11 protein-coding genes are annotated in these 15,080 nt (G+C 73.4%); 2 read left to right on the plus strand and 9 right to left on the minus strand.

Going from position 1 to position 15,080, the window contains the following annotated elements; genetic code table 11:
• Positions 1–64: 64 nt before the first annotated feature.
• The 3 genes from ACFV5H_RS24830 to ACFV5H_RS24840 are packed head-to-tail and all read right to left on the minus strand — an operon-like array spanning position 65 to position 4,060.
• Entirely contained in the window at positions 65–547 is a 483-nt protein-coding gene (locus tag ACFV5H_RS24830) for a methylated-DNA--[protein]-cysteine S-methyltransferase (protein WP_385044891.1), read from the minus strand.
• Between the two features lie 22 nt (positions 548–569).
• On the minus strand, positions 570–2,051 hold the full coding sequence (locus ACFV5H_RS24835; protein WP_385044894.1) for an AlkA N-terminal domain-containing protein: 1,482 nt from the start codon (positions 2,049–2,051) through the stop codon (positions 570–572).
• Between the two features lie 56 nt (positions 2,052–2,107).
• The gene (locus tag ACFV5H_RS24840; RefSeq protein WP_385197331.1) at positions 2,108–4,060 is read right to left on the minus strand and encodes a heavy metal translocating P-type ATPase; all 1,953 of its coding nucleotides are present in this window, start codon (positions 4,058–4,060) and stop codon (positions 2,108–2,110) included.
• A 34-nt stretch (positions 4,061–4,094) separates the two neighbouring features.
• Between ACFV5H_RS24840 and ACFV5H_RS24845 the strand changes: the two genes are divergently transcribed.
• A complete protein-coding gene (locus ACFV5H_RS24845) occupies positions 4,095–4,457 on the plus strand; it encodes an ArsR/SmtB family transcription factor (protein WP_385044899.1) in 363 nt (120 codons plus the stop codon).
• On the opposite strand, the gene ACFV5H_RS24850 is transcribed toward ACFV5H_RS24845, so the two are convergent.
• Both ACFV5H_RS24850 and ACFV5H_RS24855 read right to left on the minus strand, forming a co-directional pair.
• A complete protein-coding gene (locus ACFV5H_RS24850; RefSeq protein WP_385197333.1) occupies positions 4,438–5,292 on the minus strand; it encodes a DUF72 domain-containing protein in 855 nt (284 codons plus the stop codon). The two genes, ACFV5H_RS24845 and ACFV5H_RS24850, sit on opposite strands and share 20 nt — an antisense overlap.
• Positions 5,293–5,331: 39 nt before the next feature.
• The gene (locus tag ACFV5H_RS24855; RefSeq protein WP_385197334.1) at positions 5,332–9,249 is read right to left on the minus strand and encodes a glycoside hydrolase family 2 TIM barrel-domain containing protein; all 3,918 of its coding nucleotides are present in this window, start codon (positions 9,247–9,249) and stop codon (positions 5,332–5,334) included.
• A gap of 248 nt (positions 9,250–9,497) precedes the next feature.
• Here ACFV5H_RS24855 and ACFV5H_RS24860 point away from each other — a divergent pair, with 248 nt between their 5' ends.
• Positions 9,498–10,025, plus strand: coding sequence for a precorrin-3B C(17)-methyltransferase (locus ACFV5H_RS24860; RefSeq protein ID WP_385197336.1), 528 nt, complete (start codon positions 9,498–9,500; stop codon positions 10,023–10,025).
• A gap of 99 nt (positions 10,026–10,124) precedes the next feature.
• On the opposite strand, the gene ACFV5H_RS24865 is transcribed toward ACFV5H_RS24860, so the two are convergent.
• The 4 genes from ACFV5H_RS24865 to ACFV5H_RS24880 all read right to left on the minus strand — a co-directional run bounded on the left by ACFV5H_RS24865 (position 10,125) and on the right by ACFV5H_RS24880 (position 15,079).
• Entirely contained in the window at positions 10,125–11,516 is a 1,392-nt protein-coding gene (locus ACFV5H_RS24865) for an RICIN domain-containing protein (RefSeq protein ID WP_385197337.1), read from the minus strand.
• Positions 11,517–12,213: 697 nt separating this feature from the next.
• A complete protein-coding gene (locus tag ACFV5H_RS24870; protein ID WP_385044914.1) occupies positions 12,214–12,726 on the minus strand; it encodes an O-acetyl-ADP-ribose deacetylase in 513 nt (170 codons plus the stop codon).
• Entirely contained in the window at positions 12,723–14,132 is a 1,410-nt protein-coding gene (locus ACFV5H_RS24875) for a phytoene desaturase family protein (RefSeq protein ID WP_385044916.1), read from the minus strand. The genes ACFV5H_RS24870 and ACFV5H_RS24875 overlap by 4 nt, the downstream gene beginning before the upstream one ends.
• Positions 14,133–14,233: 101 nt before the next feature.
• Positions 14,234–15,079 (minus strand): inositol monophosphatase family protein, encoded by an 846-nt coding sequence (locus ACFV5H_RS24880; protein ID WP_385197338.1) that lies wholly within the window; start codon positions 15,077–15,079, stop codon positions 14,234–14,236.
• Between the last annotated feature and the right edge of the window lies 1 nt (position 15,080).

The raw sequence follows: 15,080 nt of genomic DNA on the forward strand, positions 1-15,080 counted from the left end.
CGGCGTGGTGGTGAGCTCCCGCACGGGGGGGGCTCACCACCAGGCGCCGGCACCGGATCGCCGCCTAGAACAGGGCGGTTCCGCGTTCGAAGTCCAGCAGGCGCTGTTTCCGCTCCAGGCCGCCGCCGTATCCGGTGAGGCCGCCGCTCGCGCCGATGACGCGGTGGCAGGGGACGATGATGCCGACCGGGTTGCGGCCGTTGGCGAGACCGACCGCGCGGGAGGCCTTCGGGTTGCCGAGGGTGTCGGCGAGTTGGCCGTAGGTGCGGGTCTCGCCGTACGGGATGCGGGTCAGCCGGTCCCAGACGCGGCGCTGGAACGGGGTGCCGTGCAGGCGTAGTTCGAGGGTGAACTCCTTCAACTCTCCCGCGAAGTAGGCCGAGAGCTGCTCCCGCGTCTCGGCGAAGGGGGTGTCGTCGGGGACGCCGAAGGTCTCCTCGGGCGGGCGGTGGCGCTGGTCTGTCATGTAGAGGCCGCACAGGACGCCGTCGTCGGCGACGAGCGTCAGCGGGCCGTAGGGGCTGTCGGTCACGGTGTGCTGCTTCATCGGCTGGGAGTCCCTGGTTTCTCTACACCGGCAGGAAGTTGATGGGGTGGCTGTCCGTCGCCCACAGGTACTGGACCGCGTACGCCCGCCAGGGCCGCCAGGCCGCCGCGCGGGCGGTGAGGGCGGCCGGGGTGGAGGGCAGGCCCAGTTCGCGGGCGGCGCGGCGGACGCCGAGGTCGGTGGGGAGGAAGGCGTCGGGGTCGCCGAGCGCCCGCATGGCGATGACGTCGGCCGTCCAGGGGCCGAAGCCGGGGAGGGCGAGGAGCTTCGCGCGGGTCTCGGGCCAGTCGCTCTCGGCGCCCAGGTGGAGGTCGCCGTCGGCGAGCCGGCGTACGAGGGTGGTGAACGTGGTGCGGCGGGTGCGGGGCATGGCGAGGGTCTCGGGGTCGAGCCCGGCCAGTGCCTCGGGGGACGGGAAGAGGTGGGTGAGGCCGCCCTCGGGATCGTCCACGGGGGTGCCGTGCGCGGTGACCAGGCGGGCCGCGTGGGTGCGGGCGGCGGCCGTGGAGACCTGCTGGCCCAGGACGGCCCGGACGGCGAACTCGGCCGCGTCGACCGTGCGCGGCACACGGCGGCCGGGCGCCTTGTCGACGAGGGGCGCGAGGACCGGGTCCGCGCGCAGTTGCCCGTCGACGGCGACCGGGTCGGCGTCCAGGTCGAGCAGGCGGCGGCAGCGGCTGATGGCGACGGTGAGGTCGCGGGGGTCGCCGAGGGCGAGGCGGCAGGCGATGTGGTCGGGGTGCGGGGTGAGCGCGACGACGCCGTGTCCGTACGGCAGTCGCAGCGTGCGCCGGTAGGCACCGTCCCGCCACTCCTCCACGCCGGGTACGGCGGTGGCGGCGAGGTGGCCGAAGAGGTTGTCGGGGTTGAGCGGGGCGCGGAACGGCAGCCGGAGGGAGAGCACTCCGGGGGTGGTGCGGGAGGTGTTCTTCGGTGCCCGGGTGCGCAGTTCGCCCGGGGCGAGTGCGTAGACCTCGCGGACGGTGTCGTTGAAGGTGCGGACGGAGGAGAAGCCGGCCGCGAAGGCGATCTCCGCCATCGGCAGTGCCGTGGTCTCGATGAGCAGCCGTGCGGTCTGGGCGCGCTGGGCGCGGGCGAGCGCGAGGGGGCCCGCGCCCAGCTCGGCGAGGAGCTGGCGTTCGACCTGCCGGGTGCTGTAGCCGAGCCGGGCGGCGAGACCGGGGACGCCTTCGCGGTCCACGACTCCGTCGGCGATCAGGCGCATGGCGCGGGCCACCGCGTCGGCCCGCTGGTTCCACTCCGGTGAGCCGGGGCTGGTGTCGGGCCGGCAGCGTTTGCAGGCCCGGAACCCGGCCTGCTGGCAGGCCGCCGCGCTCGGGTGGAAGACCATGTTCTCCGCCTTGGGCGGGACCACCGGGCAACTGGGCCGGCAGTAGATGCCGGTGGTGAGGACGGCGGTGAAGAACCAGCCGTCGAACCGCGCGTCCTTCGACCGCACGGCGCGCACGCAGCGCTCGGTGTCGGTGTGCATCCCCTTCTGCATGTCTCAAGGATCGGGCACGGCCGGCGCCCCGGTCTGGCGGGAATCCGACATCGACGTCATGTGTCCTGGGGCTGCCCGGATCGCCATGCCGACTCGCGGAGCAGCCGCAGCCCGTTCAGGCCGACCAGCACGGTGGAGCCCTCGTGGCCGGCGACGCCGAGCGGGAGCGGGAGGTGACCGACGAGGTCCCACAGGACGAGGCCGGTGATGGCCGTGCCCGCGATGACGAGGTTCTGCGCCACCAGCCGGCGGGCGGTGCGGGAGAGCCGTACGACCGCGGGTACGGCGGCGAGTTCGTCGCGTACGACGACCGCGTCCGCCGTCTCCAGGGCGAGGTCGGAGCCCGCGCGGCCCATGGCGATGCCGGCGTGGGCGGCGGCGAGGGCGGGCGCGTCGTTGACGCCGTCGCCGACGAACAGCACCTTGCGGCCGGCCGTCTGGAGGTCCCGTACGGCGTTGACCTTGTCCTCGGGGAGGAGGCCGGCGCGGATGTCCGTGAGGCCGGTCGCGCCGGCGACGCGGGCGGCGGCGTGGGGGTTGTCGCCGGTGAGGAGGGTGGGGGCGGCGCCGGTGAGGGCCGTCAGGGCGGAGGTGGCGGCCGGGGCGTCGGGGCGGAGGCGGTCGGTGAGGACGAGGGTGCCGACGGGGGTGCCGTCGCGGGTGACGCGGACGACGGTCCCGCCGCGGGCCGCCTCTGCCGGGTCGGCGCGTCCGACGGTCACCACGGTCCCGTTCACGGTGGCGGTGATGCCGTGGCCGGGTGCGGCGGTGAAGTCCGTGGCGGGGGCGAGGGTCAGGCCGCGGGTGTGGGCGGCGGTGACCACGGCGCGGGCCAGCGGGTGCTCGCTGGGATGCTCGGCCGAGGCGGCCAGGGTGAGGAGGGCTTCCTCGTCGAGGCCGGAGCCGGGCAGCGGGCGTACGGCGGTGACCTCGGGGGTGCCTTCGGTGAGGGTGCCGGTCTTGTCGAGGGCGGCGGTGTCGATCTCGCCGAGGCGTTCCATGGCGACCGCCGACTTGACGAGGACGCCGTGGCGGCCGGCGTTGGCGATGGCGGAGAGCAGGGGCGGCATGGTGGCGAGGACGACCGCGCACGGCGAGGCGACGATCATGAAGGTCATCGCCCTCAGCAGGGCGTCGGTGAGGTTCTCGCCGAAGGCGAGCGGGACGCCGAACACGGTGAGGGTGGCGACGACCACGCCGACGGCGTACCGCTGTTCGATCTTCTCGATGAAGAGCTGGGTCGGCGCCTTGGTGCGGGAGGCCTCCTCGACCAGGGTCACGATGCGGGCGATGACCGAGTCGGCGGGGTCGCGGCCGACCCGGACGCGCAGGGCGCCGGTGCCGTTGAGGGTGCCGGCGAAGACGTCGTCGCCGGGGCGTTTGACGACCGGCAGGGACTCGCCGGTGATGGTGGCCTGGTCGGCCTCGCTGACGCCGTCCAGGACGGTGCCGTCGGCGCCGATGCGTTCCCCGGGGCGGACCAGGACGATGTCACCGACGGCGAGTCCGTCGGTGGGCACGGTCTCCTCGCCGCGTTCGGTCACGCGGGTCGCCGTCGTGGGCGCGAGGTCGAGCAGGCCGCGTACGGAGTCGGCGGTGCGGGCGGTGGCCAGGGCCTCCAGGGCGCCGGAGGTGGCGAAGATGACGATGAGCAGGGCACCGTCGAGGACCTGTCCGATCGCGGCGGCGCCCAGCGCGGCGACGATCATCAGCAGGTCGACGTCGAGGGTCCTCTCGCGCAGTGCGCGCAGCCCTTCGAGGGCCGGTTCCCAGCCGCCGCACGCATAGGCGACGGCGTACAGACTTCCGCCGGCCCAGCCCGGCGCACCGCCGAGGTCGGCGGCGAGCCCGGCCAGGAAGGCGACGAGTGAGGCGAGCGCCCACCGGGCTTCGGGCAGGGCGAGGACACGGGTACGGCGGCGCGGCGCCGGGGTACCGACGGACGACCGGGGCGCGGGGGCGAGAGTCACGGACACCCGGCCACCATACAGGAACACATGAAGACTCATTCATGCGTTCATATGTGATGAGTAGGATGTCCGCATGGGTCATGGAGCCGCCGTTTCCGCGCAGGACGACGCCGCGCGGGTGCGCCTGGACGCGGACAACGTCGCGAAGGTCGCCACCACGCTCCAGGCCCTGTCCACGCCCTCCCGGCTGCTGATCCTCGCCCGGCTGCGCGAGGGCCCGCTGCCGGCCACGGAGCTGGCGGCGGAGGTGGGCATGGAGCAGTCGGCCTGCTCTCACCAGTTGCGGCTGCTGCGCAATCTGGGCCTGGTGGTCGGTGAGCGCCGGGGGCGTTCCGTGGTGTACGCGCTGCACGACGACCATGTCGCCGGGCTGCTCGACCAGGCCGTCTACCACGTGGAGCACCTGCGGCTGGGCATCAGCGACGCGGCCGGGTGAGCAGCCCCCGCATGGTCTCGGCGGCGCGTACGGCGGCGTCCGCGCAGCAGTTGTTGAACAGCACGTGCAGTTCGTCCGTCCGCTCCGCCGCGCGCCGCAGCCGGGGGACCCAGGCGGCGAGTTCGCTCACGTCGTAGTCGTGGCGGAAGCGGTCCTCCTTGCCGCCCCTCCCCCAGGCCCTGCTGCGGCCGTGGAACCGTACGACGGCGAGGGCGGGGCGGCTGACGGGGGCGACGGGCGGCAGGGAGCCGGCGAGCCCCTGGGCCATGTCCACGCCGACGGCCGTCGCGTCCAGCCCGGACAGCAGCGCGAGGGTGTCCTCGGCCTGCCCCGCCTCCCACCACCCCGGATGCCGGAACTCGACGGCGAGCGGCCAGCCGGCCGTGCGCTCCGCGCACTCCTCCAGTGTCCGCTCGGCCCTGGTTCCGGGCGCGAACCGGGGCGGGAACTGGAACAGTACGGCGCCCAGCCGCCCGGCCTCGCGCAGCGGTCCGACCGCCTCCGCGAACCTCCCCCACACCTCGTCCAGCAGGGCGCCGTCCACCGGCCGGTTCCGCAGATCGGCGGGGAGCGCCTGCGGCCGGGTGGGGTGGCCGGTCAGCAGCGAGAACGCCTTGACGTCGAAGCGGAAGCCGTCCGGTGTGCGCTCCACCCACAGCTCACTGTTGCGGCGGCTGGGCAGCGCGTAGTAACCGGAGTCCACCTCGACGACGGGCAGCCTGGAGGCGTAGTGCCGCAGCCGGCCCTCGGCGTCCCGCCGCCCGCGCGGGTACCAGCCGCTCGTCACGAGCATGCGGTCCGTCCACGAGCAGGCCCCGACCAGGATGTCACCCATGGGAGCCCGGGTACCCCGGGCTCCCGCTCGTGTGTCCCCCTACTCGGTCGCCGTGGGCCGGCGTGAGGCCGCCATCGCCTCGTCCACGTCGGTGAGCGGGCGCAGCCGGTAGGTGTACGTGTGGTCGCGGTCGGCGAAGAGCTTGAACTCGTCGTGGGTGTGCGCGCCCCAGCTGTTGTCTCCGCCGACGCCCATCTGACGGTGGTTGACCCGCAGCACGACGGCGTCCCGCGGGGTCAGCTGGTAGTCGTGCCGGACGCCGGCCGACAGGTCCTCCGGGGTGAAGTGCGAGGCGTTGACCTCCAGGAGGGGTTCGCCCGACACCAGCAGGCCGTGCCCGCCGCCGTCGGTCAGGGCGGCCCAGCGGACGTCGGTCTTGTTGCCGTTCTCCTGCGGGCGGATGTAGGGGGTCCACTGGTCGGCCACGGTCGATGTGTAGAGGCCCACGTCGGTACCGGTGTTGCGGTCCCAGTGGTTCTCCTCGGGGCCGCGTCCGTAGTAGTGCAGGCGGTCCAGGCGGCGCGGCAGGAACAGCAGCGTGCCGACCTCCGGGATGTACGGCAGGTTCGACGCGCCCGGGTGGAGGGTGTTGTCGACCTTGATCTCACCGTTGCCGAACACCGTGTAGGTGGTGGTGTACGTCGACTCGGTGGAGGTCGGCAGGGTGCCGCCGACCGTGATCTCGACGGCCCGCTCGCCGAGGGCCCGTACGGTGACGCCGGTGACCTTCCGCCGGACGCCGGCGTCGCGCCAGGTCTGGTTGCGGGTGTGCTGGCCGTTGCCGTGGTCGTTGTCGGTGGGCGCCCGCCAGAAGTTGGGCACCGGCCCGGAGGTGATCAGGCGGGTGCCCTTCGCCTCGTAGGAGGTGATGGTGCCGCTGCTCCTGTCGAAGGTGACCGAGAAGTCCTTGCCGGTGACCCTGATGTCGTCGTCGCGGTCCTCGTGGCGCAGGGCCGGGACGCGCGACAGCGGTACGGGGGTCACGGCCGGGCTTCCGGCGTCGAGCGGGAGCTGCTGCCGGGCCACCTCGAAGCCGGCCTTCGCCCACTTCGTGGACTCCTTGGTGGTGAAGGAGAGCTGGAGGAAGTACTCCACCCCCGGGTCCGGGTCCTTCGGCAGGCGTACGGGCAGGGTGATGTCCTTGTCGGACTGCGGCGGCACGTCGAGCTGGTCCCGGGTCAGCCTTCCGCTCCGTACGACCTCGCCGTCGGCGACGAGTTCCCAACGGCCTTCGAACTCCAGGAGGTTGGTGAACAGGTACTCGTTGGTGAGGGTGACGGCACCGGGGTCGCCGTCGTCGGAGGTGCGGGCGGCGTTGATCGCCTGGTAGACGCGTTTGATCTCGGCGGCCTTGCCGGTGTGACCGCGGTCGGCGGTGACGATGCCGTCCGCGACGAAGGCGCCGTCGTTGGGGTTGTCGCCCCAGTCGCCTCCGTAGGCGAGGAACCTCTTCTCCTCGGGCCGCTTCTTCTCCACCTCGACGGTGGCGGCGTCGAACCAGAACCTCACGCCGTCGTCACCGGGGCCCCGGTCGTCCGAGGCCAGTTCGGCGGCGGTGAGGGCGCGTGCGTAGACACGGGCACGGCGGATGGTGCCGCTGAACTCGCGGGTCTGGTTGTCGGCGTCGGAGGCGAGGGCGAGCGGCGCGGTGTTGCTGCCGGGGCGCCGGGTGGTGGTCCGGGTGCCCTTCACCGCGCCGTCGGCGTACAGGGTCAGGGTGCCGGCGTCCGCGTCGAAGACGCCCGCGACGTGGTGTTCGCGGCCGGTCCAGTCGTCCGGCAGCGCCCAGCTCGCGGTGATCCACTGGCCGTCGCCGTGGATGAAGAACTCCAGGGTGTCATCGGTCTGTTTGAGCGCGTACTGGGTGTCGCCCTTGGCGAGGACGGGCTGGTGGTAGCCCGTGTACCGCGGAGTGATCCAGGCCTCCAGGGTCAGGGAGCCGGTGAGGTCGAGGCTGTCGTCGCGTTCGAAGACCGTGATGCCGGACAGGCCCTTGTCGCGGTCGAGCCTGCCGCGGGTGGCGAGGACCTCGCCGCGCAGGCCGGCCGGCCCGGACTCGGTGAGCAGGGTGCGGGCGGGGACGGGCGTGTAGAGGGACTGGTCGACGAAGTCCCAGATCCAGCCGCCCTGGAGGACGTCGTGGCGGCGGACGACGTCCCAGTACTTCTTGAAGTTGCCGTTGGAGTTCCCCATCGCGTGGGAGTACTCGATCATGACGTACGGCCGGGTGTCGGCGGTGTCCGCGGCGCGTTGCCCGACGCGTGACGGGCTCTCGTACATCCTGGAGCGGATGTCGCTGATCCCCGGCCGGTCGTCGCCCTCGTACTGGATGACGCGGGTGGGGTCGTAGGAGCGGATCCAGTCGTGCATGGCGGTGAAGGTGGAACCACCACCGGCCTCGTTGCCGAGCGACCAGATGACCACCGAGGGGTGGTTCTTGTCGCGGTGGACCATGTTCTGGGCGCGGGCGACACAGGCCGCCGTCCACTCGGGGTGGTCGCCCGGGTACTCGGAACGGATGCCGTGGGTCTCGAGGTTGGTCTCGTCGACGAGGTAGAGGCCGTACTCGTCGGCGAGTTCGTACCACAGCGGGTTGTTGGGGTAGTGCGAGGTGCGGACGGAGTTCATGTTCATCCGCTTGATGAGGGTGATGTCCTCGACCAGGTTCTCGCGGGTGAGGGCCGTGCCGTGGGACGGGTGCATCTCGTGGCGGTTGGTGCCGCGGAAGGAGACGGGTCTGCCGTTGATCCGCATCAGCCCGTCCTCGATGGCGAATTCGCGGAACCCGACGCGGTGGGACAGGGTCTCGACCACCTTGCCGGCCGGGTCGCGGAGTCTGAGGACGGCCGTGTAGAGGTCCGGGTGCTCTGCCGACCACAGCCGGGGCCGGGTCACGGCCTTCGAGGCCCGTACGGTGACGTCCTCGCCGGCGTCGGCCGTACCGAGGTCGGCGGTCTGCTCCAGCGGACGGGACCAGACGGCGTGACCGCGGGCGTCGTACAGCTGGGTCTCGACGGTGTAGCGGCCCGACTCACCGCCGCCGTACGCCCGTACGCTCGCGGTGACCGCCAACTCGGCCTGCGTGTAGGTGTCGTTCAGCGGGGTGTCCAGCTTGAAGTCGCGCAGGTGCACGGCCGGGGTGGAGTACAGGTAGACCGAGCGGAAGATACCGCTCAGCCGGATCATGTCCTGGTCCTCCAGCCAGTCGCCGTCGGCGTAGCGGTACACCTCCACGGCGATCTGGTTGGTGCCGGGCCCGAGGTGGTCGGTGATGTCGTACTCGGACGGGGTGCAGGAGTCCTCGTCGTAGCCGACGAGTTCGCCGTTGATCCACACGTAGTGCGCGGACTTGACGCCCTCGAAGTGGAGGAAGGTGCGCCGTCCCTTCCAGTCGCGCGGGACGGTGAAGGTGCGCCGGTACTGGCCGACCGGGTTGTAGCGGGTCGGGGCGGCGGGCGGCTGCGGTTCCTCGCCGCGGCCGTTGGGGCCCCAGTAGGGGTAGGTGATGTTCAGGTAGATCGGGAAGTCGTGGCCGTGCAGCTGCCACACGGACGGGACCGGGACGGTGTCCCAGTCGGCGTCGTCGGTGTCGGTGCGGTGGAAGTCGGGGTCGCGGTCCTCGGGGCGGTCGGCGTAGGCGAACTTCCAGGTGCCGTCGAGGCTCTGCCGGTAGGGCGAGCGGGTGCGGTCGGCGACGAGGGCCTGCCGCACGTCCGCGTACGGCATGAGCGTGGTGTGCGGCGGCTGGGTGCCGAGCCGGAAGACGCCGAAGTCGTTCCACTCCGGGGGCGCGTCGGCCGCCGCCCGCCGGCCGGCCGCGTGCGCGGCGCCGGGCGACGCGGACAGGGCGAGGGCGCCGAGCACGGCGGCGCCGGACTCCAGGAGACGGCGGCGGCTGACGACCGGCCGTCCGGGGCGGGGGGAGCGGTCGGCGGGAGACAGGTGCGGGTGCGGCATGACCGTGGCCTTCCTCGGTACGACAGAGCACTGCGCGGACTGAGGGCACGTCGGACTCCCCCTCGACGCGCCGCCGGACGGGGGCGTTACGGCGGGGAAGAATCACAACTGCTGGTGACGGAGCAACTACTGGGCCAGCCACACCCTAGGACTCGAACACAAACGAAGCAATGATCCCGTCGGACTCTGTTCGTTCCTGGTGGTTCGACGGGCCCCTCCGGGCTTCTCCCGTCTGGAATGATCTGGTCATGCCACGGACGCGTCCTCGTCTTCTCGCCGCCCTGCCGTTCGTCCTGCTCGTCGCCGTGACGGCCGGATGCGCCGACAGGGAGGTCTCCTCGTCCGAGCCGCGGGGTTACTGCCCCCTTCCCGAGGAACAGGGACCGACGCCTTCCCCCTGTATCACCTTCGACTGGAACCGGCGGCTGGCGGAGAACCACGGGTACCGCGAGCGGATATCGATCACCGCGGAGCAGAAGGAGACGGCCGCACCGCGGGCGAAGGCACTGGCCACCGCCTTGGGGAAGCAGGCGGGCACCGGCGCCACGGAGGACGGGCTCCGCACGGCGGTCGCCGATGCCATCGGAGTACCGCCGGAGGGGGTCGAGATACGGATGCAGGGCTTCGGGGTCCCCGATCACGGTGTGCTGGTCGGCGGCGGGAGCGCGAACCGGGTGTGCCTCGTCGGCACGGTCGACGCCGCCGACCGCGTCGAAGTGGAGGTCGTCGGCCGCACCGTCGAGGGCACGTGTCTGCCGGGCGAGGGCGGACACTGACATCCGGAGCGACGCCCCCGGCACTGCGGCGACGACCGCCTCGCACACCCGCGCGCCGCCCACCGACCGCGACCGTCCGCCCCCTCCCGGAGGACGGGGTCAGCCGCGTCGCCAGGTCTGGTTGGCGGTGCCGGTGCAGGGCCACAGCTTGACCGGCGTGCCGTCGGCCTCCTCGCCCCACCACACGTCGGCGCACTTGTTGCCGGCTTTGAGTGACACCAGGTCCTCAGTGCCATTGATCTTGAACTTCTGCCCGCTCGACCCGTCGCACCGCTGCAGCCGGATGGCCGTGCCCTTCTCCACCGACCCGCCGTCCAGCCCCATGCACAGGTCTTCGCCGATGCGCAAGGTCCGGTCGGCGTCGTGGAAGGACCAGATCTGGGCGCCCACCGAGGCTCCGCAGGACTGGATGACCAGTTCCGCCCCGACTCCCCGGGAGGTCGCGGTGAGGCACTTGCCGGTGCCGGCGCTGACGATCCGGGCGGTGGCGACGGTGACCGTCGTGTCCGCCTTCTTCTCGGCCCGCTGGGCCGGCTCCTTCGCCGTGTCCTCCTCCTGCTTGCTCCGCGAGGCGGCCTGCGGGCTTGCGTCGGCGACGGAGCCGGAGCCGGAGCCGGAGTCGTCCGGGGACGCCTCGCCGCCGTCCTTGCCGTCGTCCTTCCCCTCCTTCTGCCCGCCCTTCTCGTCGTCGCCCTCCTCGTCCTTCGACGAGTCGGCCGGAGCGTCGTCCTTCGGGGGCTCAGCGGCATAGACGCCCGGCGACTGCTGTGCCTCCTGACCGTCGAGCAGCTCCCGGGAGTCGGCAGCAGCGGTGGCGTGGCCCTCGCGCCGCTCGTCCCGGTCGTTGCCGGCCATGATCAGCAGCGGTACGGCGAGCAGGATCACTCCGGCGATTCCGGCGGCGGCCAGCACGGGGGCCTTCGGCCTCCCCGGCGCACCGTCGTCGTCGCCGCTCCCCCTGCCGGCCTCGCCGGACCGACGGGCGCCGCCGAGTGCGGCAGCCAGTCCGGACAGGGAGTCCGCGGTGCCGCCCGGCGACGCGGTGCGGGCCGGTGTGGCGGTGCGGGCCGATACGGCGGTGCGGGCCGGTGTGGCGGTGTCCGCCGCCGCTGTCTCCGGCCGTTCCCCGCGGTCCGTGTCCGGTTCCGCGGCCTCCTCCCGTGCCTCCGGCTCGTTCGCGGCTGTGGCCGCGGCTGTGGCCGCGGCCGCGGCTGTGGCTGTGGCTGTGGCTGTGGCTGTGGCTGTGGCTGTGGCTGTGGCTGTGGCTGTGGCTGTGGAGAGGGTGTCCGTCTCGCCCCGGCCGGTCTCGTCGGCCCCTGTGGTGCCTTCGGCGGTGGCGGCCGGGCCACGGCGTGGGGCGGGCCGCAGCACGGCCTGCTCCACGCCGTCGCCCGCCGGGGGCAGCACCACCGCGCGGCGGACCGGTGGTCCGTCGTCGGTGCCGGCCGGGCGGGCGGACGCGCCGTCACCCGGCCTGTTCTGGCGTGACATCGCTCGTTCTCCTTCGGTCTCACGGTCGTCTGCCGTACGGCGGCCGGGGCGCGGTGCCGGGTTCACGACACCACCGGCCTCCGCCGGGCGTGGACGGCTGCCGCACGAAGCGCGTCCCGCCGGGGGTGACGAGCATGACGCCGTCCGGGGCGATCACCTCCGGCTCCCGGCCGTCGGCGACCCGTCCGGCCGGGCAGGGCCGGTCCGTCCGCTCGTGCCCGGCGCCGGAGAGCACCGGCCGCACCCGGTCGGCGCCCCGGTCCCGCAGGGTGTCCAGGACGCCGCGCAGCCCCGCCCGGCGTGCGGGTGTCCCGCGCCGGCCGGCACGGTGGCCGTGTCCTCCCCGCCGGCAGCCGTGGCCGCCACCGCCGCCTCGGCCGGGGAGGGGAAGCCGTCACCGGCCGGGGCACCGCACCGCGCAGGGGGTGCCGCTCCCGCACGTCCACGACGGCGGGATCGGATCGGTTCATGGCCACCGCGGCACCGTAGCGAGGGCGGGTGACCGCAGGACGTCCGCGCCGTCACTCCACCGACCCCCGCGCGTACCCTCCTGGTCACCTTTCCCGTCCCGTGGCGCACCGTCGACCCGGCCGGCCGTCGCCGGTGCCGTGGCCGGGGGCGGCCGGGGTCCCGGCGCCCGTCGGGCGGTGCTCGGGGCCCTGCCGTCGGCGGTGCTCGGCCGGCCGCGCGGGTCCCGTCAGCCCAGTTGCCGGGCGAACGCCTCGTACGCCCTGTCGTCGAAGAGGACGAACCTCACCTCTTCGACGGCGGTCGGTGTGTTCCGCGCCGTCTCCACCGCGATGCGGGCCGCGTCGTCCATCGGCCACCGGTAGACGCCCGTGGAGACGGCGGGGAACGCGACCGTCCGGGCGCCCAGTTCGTCGGCCACGCGGAGCGACTCCCGGTAGCAGGAGGCGAGCGGCTCGGGATCGCTGCCCGGACCCTGGTGCACCGGGCCGACGGTGTGGATCACCCAGCGGGCGTCGAGGCGGCCGGCGGTGGTGGCGACCGCCTGGCCGGTCGGCAGGCCCCTGCCGTACCTGGAGGCGCGCAGGGCGCGGCATTCCGCCAGGATCTCCGGGCCGCCCCGGCGGTGGATCGCCCCGTCCACGCCTCCCCCGCCGAGCAGGGACGAGTTGGCCGCGTTGACGATCGCGTCGGCGCTCTGGCGGGTGATGTCGCCCTGGACGAGCGTGATCGTGGGGGTCATGTCCGGCGCAGCCTCCTCCACACGGCCTTCGCCGCGTTGTGCCCCGACATGCCGTGCACACCGGGGCCGGGTGGGGTGGCCGACGAGCAGATGAAGACGGCCGGGTGCGGCGTCGTGTACGGGAACAGGGAGAGTTTGGGGCGCAGCAGGAGCTGGAGTCCGGAGACCGCGCCGGAGGCGATGTCTCCGCCGACGTAGTTGGCGTTGCGGGCGGCGAGTTCGGGCGGTCCTGCGGTGGCGCGGGCCAGGACGCGGTCGCGGAAGCCGGGGGCGTAGCGCTCCAGTTGGCGTTCCATGGCGTCGGTGAGGTCGCCGGTCCAGCCGTTGGGCACGTGTCCGTACGCCCAGAAGACGTGTTTGCCGGCCGGGGCGCGGGTGGGGTCGGCGACTCCGGGCTGCACGGTGATGAGGAAGGGCACGTCGGGGGCGCGGCCCTCGCGGGAGGCGGCGCGCAGGGCGGCGCCGATCTCGTCGCTGTCCGCGCCGATCTGCACGGTGCCGGCGGTGCGGGCCTGAGGCGCGGTCCACGGCACGGGGCCGTCCAGCGCGTAGTCGATCTTGAAGACGCCGGGGCCGTAACGGTAGTTCGCGTAGTGGTCGCCGAAGCCGGCGATACGGGCCAGGGCGGTGGGCGAGGTGTCGAAGACGTACGCCCGGGCCGGCGGCAGGTCGTCGAGGCGCTTGACCTCGTAGTCGGTGTGGACGCTGCCGCCGAGGTCTTTCAGATACGCGGCGAGGGCGTCGGAGATGGCCTGGGAGCCGCCGCGGGCGACGGGCCAGCCGCGGGCGTGCGCGGCGAGGGCGAAGACCAGGCCGATGGCACCGGTGGCGAAGCCGCCGAGCGGGGCCATGACATGGGCGACGAGGCCGGCGAACAGGGTGCGGGCCCGCTCGTCGCGGAAGCGGCGCGTGAGCCACGTCGACGGGGGCAGGCCGAGCAGGCCGAAGCGGGCGAGGGTGACGGGGTCGCGGGGCAGCGCGGTCATCGGCAGGGACATGAAGTCGCGGGCCAGGGTGTCCCACTTGGGCAGGAAGGGCTCGACGAGCCGGCGGTACGCGCCGGCGTCGCGCGGTCCGAAGGAGGCGGCCGTCTCCCCGACCGACCGGGACAGCACGGCCGCCGTGCCGTCGGGGAAGGGGTGCGCCATGGGGAGTTCCGGGTGCAGCCACTGAAGCCCGTAGCGTTCCAGCGGGAGGGCGCGGAACGCGGGTGAGTTGACGGCGAGGGGGTGGGCGGCGGAGCAGGGGTCGTGGTGGAAGCCGGGGAGGGTGAGTTCCTCGGTGCGGGCGCCGCCGCCGACGGTGTCCTTCGCCTCGAACAGGGCCACCGAGAAGCCGCGCCGGGCCAGCTCCACGGCAGCGGTCAGCCCGTTCGGCCCCGCTCCCACCACGACCGCATCGAGCATCGACGGCACCTTCGGACTCCTTCGTCAGCCGACGGCCACTGGGGGATCAGGATATGCCGGGGCGCCGGCGTTCTCCCGGGGCCCTGGGCGGGGGTGTGCCATCAGGCTCCGTCCGTCAGCAGTTCCACCACCCGGCGGGCGGTGGCCGCGTCGCGGGCCGCGGTGAAGGGCAGGGTGTTGCCGCCCCTGATGTCGAAGGGCTCGCCCGCGCGGGTGAGGTGGGTGCCGCCCGCCTCCTCCACGAGGAGCAGACCGGCCGCGTGGTCCCACGCGGCTTCCCAGCTGAACGCGACCGCGTCGGACTCGCCGCGGGCGATGGCCAGGTACTCCAGTCCGGCGGAGCCGCAGGGGCGGGGTGCCACGCCGTCCGTCCACAGGCCGAGCAGGGCGCGCTTCTGCTCGTCCGTGGTGTAGTCCGGGTGGGAGGTGGCAACGCGGAGGTCGCGGCCGGGTTCCGGGGAGCCCGCGCGCAGCCGCTCGCCGTCGAGGTGCGCGCCCCGTCCCCGTACGGCCGTGGCGAATTGGTCGCGGGCGGGGGCGTAGGTCCAGGAGGCGTGCACGACTCCGCCCCGCGCGAGGGCGACCAGGGTGCAGAAGCCGCTTTCGCCGCGCACGAACTGGCGGGTCCCGTCGACGGGGTCGACGATCCACACCGGCGCCCCGGCCTGTATCGCCTCGTACGACGCCGGGTTGGCGTGCACCGCCTCCTCGCCGACCACGACCGAGCCGGGCAGCAGGGCGGCGAGCGCGTCCGTGAGATACAGCTCGGCGTTGCGGTCGGCGTCCGTCACCAGGTCGTGCGGGCCGGTCTTGAGGTCCACGTCGTGCTCGCCGAGCCGCCGCCAGCGCGGCACGATCTCCTGCGCCGCGGCCTTGCGGACCAGTTCCTCCACGTCGGAGGTGTGCCGGGCGAGAAACTCGTCGATGGTTTCGTCGGTCTCGATCATG

Source organism: Streptomyces sp. NPDC059787 (assembly GCF_042732315.1).
Taxonomy (GTDB): Bacteria; Actinomycetota; Actinomycetes; order Streptomycetales; family Streptomycetaceae; genus Streptomyces; species Streptomyces atrovirens.

Bases quoted from the DNA above. Each gene is read 5' to 3' on its own strand.
- ACFV5H_RS24850 (WP_385197333.1), bottom strand. From the start codon at position 5,292: ATGGGTGACATCCTGGTCGGGGCCTGCTCGTGGACGGACCGCATGCTC.
- ACFV5H_RS24830 (WP_385044891.1), bottom strand. From the start codon at position 547: ATGAAGCAGCACACCGTGACCGACAGCCCCTACGGCCCGCTGACGCTC.
- ACFV5H_RS24880 (WP_385197338.1), bottom strand. From the start codon at position 15,079: ATGATCGAGACCGACGAAACCATCGACGAGTTTCTCGCCCGGCACACC.
- ACFV5H_RS24855 (WP_385197334.1), bottom strand. From the start codon at position 9,249: ATGCCGCACCCGCACCTGTCTCCCGCCGACCGCTCCCCCCGCCCCGGA.
- ACFV5H_RS24860 (WP_385197336.1), top strand. From the start codon at position 9,498: ATGCCACGGACGCGTCCTCGTCTTCTCGCCGCCCTGCCGTTCGTCCTG.
- ACFV5H_RS24870 (WP_385044914.1), bottom strand. From the start codon at position 12,726: ATGACCCCCACGATCACGCTCGTCCAGGGCGACATCACCCGCCAGAGC.
- ACFV5H_RS24845 (WP_385044899.1), top strand. From the start codon at position 4,095: ATGGGTCATGGAGCCGCCGTTTCCGCGCAGGACGACGCCGCGCGGGTG.
- ACFV5H_RS24840 (WP_385197331.1), bottom strand. From the start codon at position 4,060: ATGAGTCTTCATGTGTTCCTGTATGGTGGCCGGGTGTCCGTGACTCTC.
- ACFV5H_RS24875 (WP_385044916.1), bottom strand. From the start codon at position 14,132: ATGCTCGATGCGGTCGTGGTGGGAGCGGGGCCGAACGGGCTGACCGCT.
- ACFV5H_RS24835 (WP_385044894.1), bottom strand. From the start codon at position 2,051: ATGCAGAAGGGGATGCACACCGACACCGAGCGCTGCGTGCGCGCCGTG.
- ACFV5H_RS24865 (WP_385197337.1), bottom strand. From the start codon at position 11,516: ATGTCACGCCAGAACAGGCCGGGTGACGGCGCGTCCGCCCGCCCGGCC.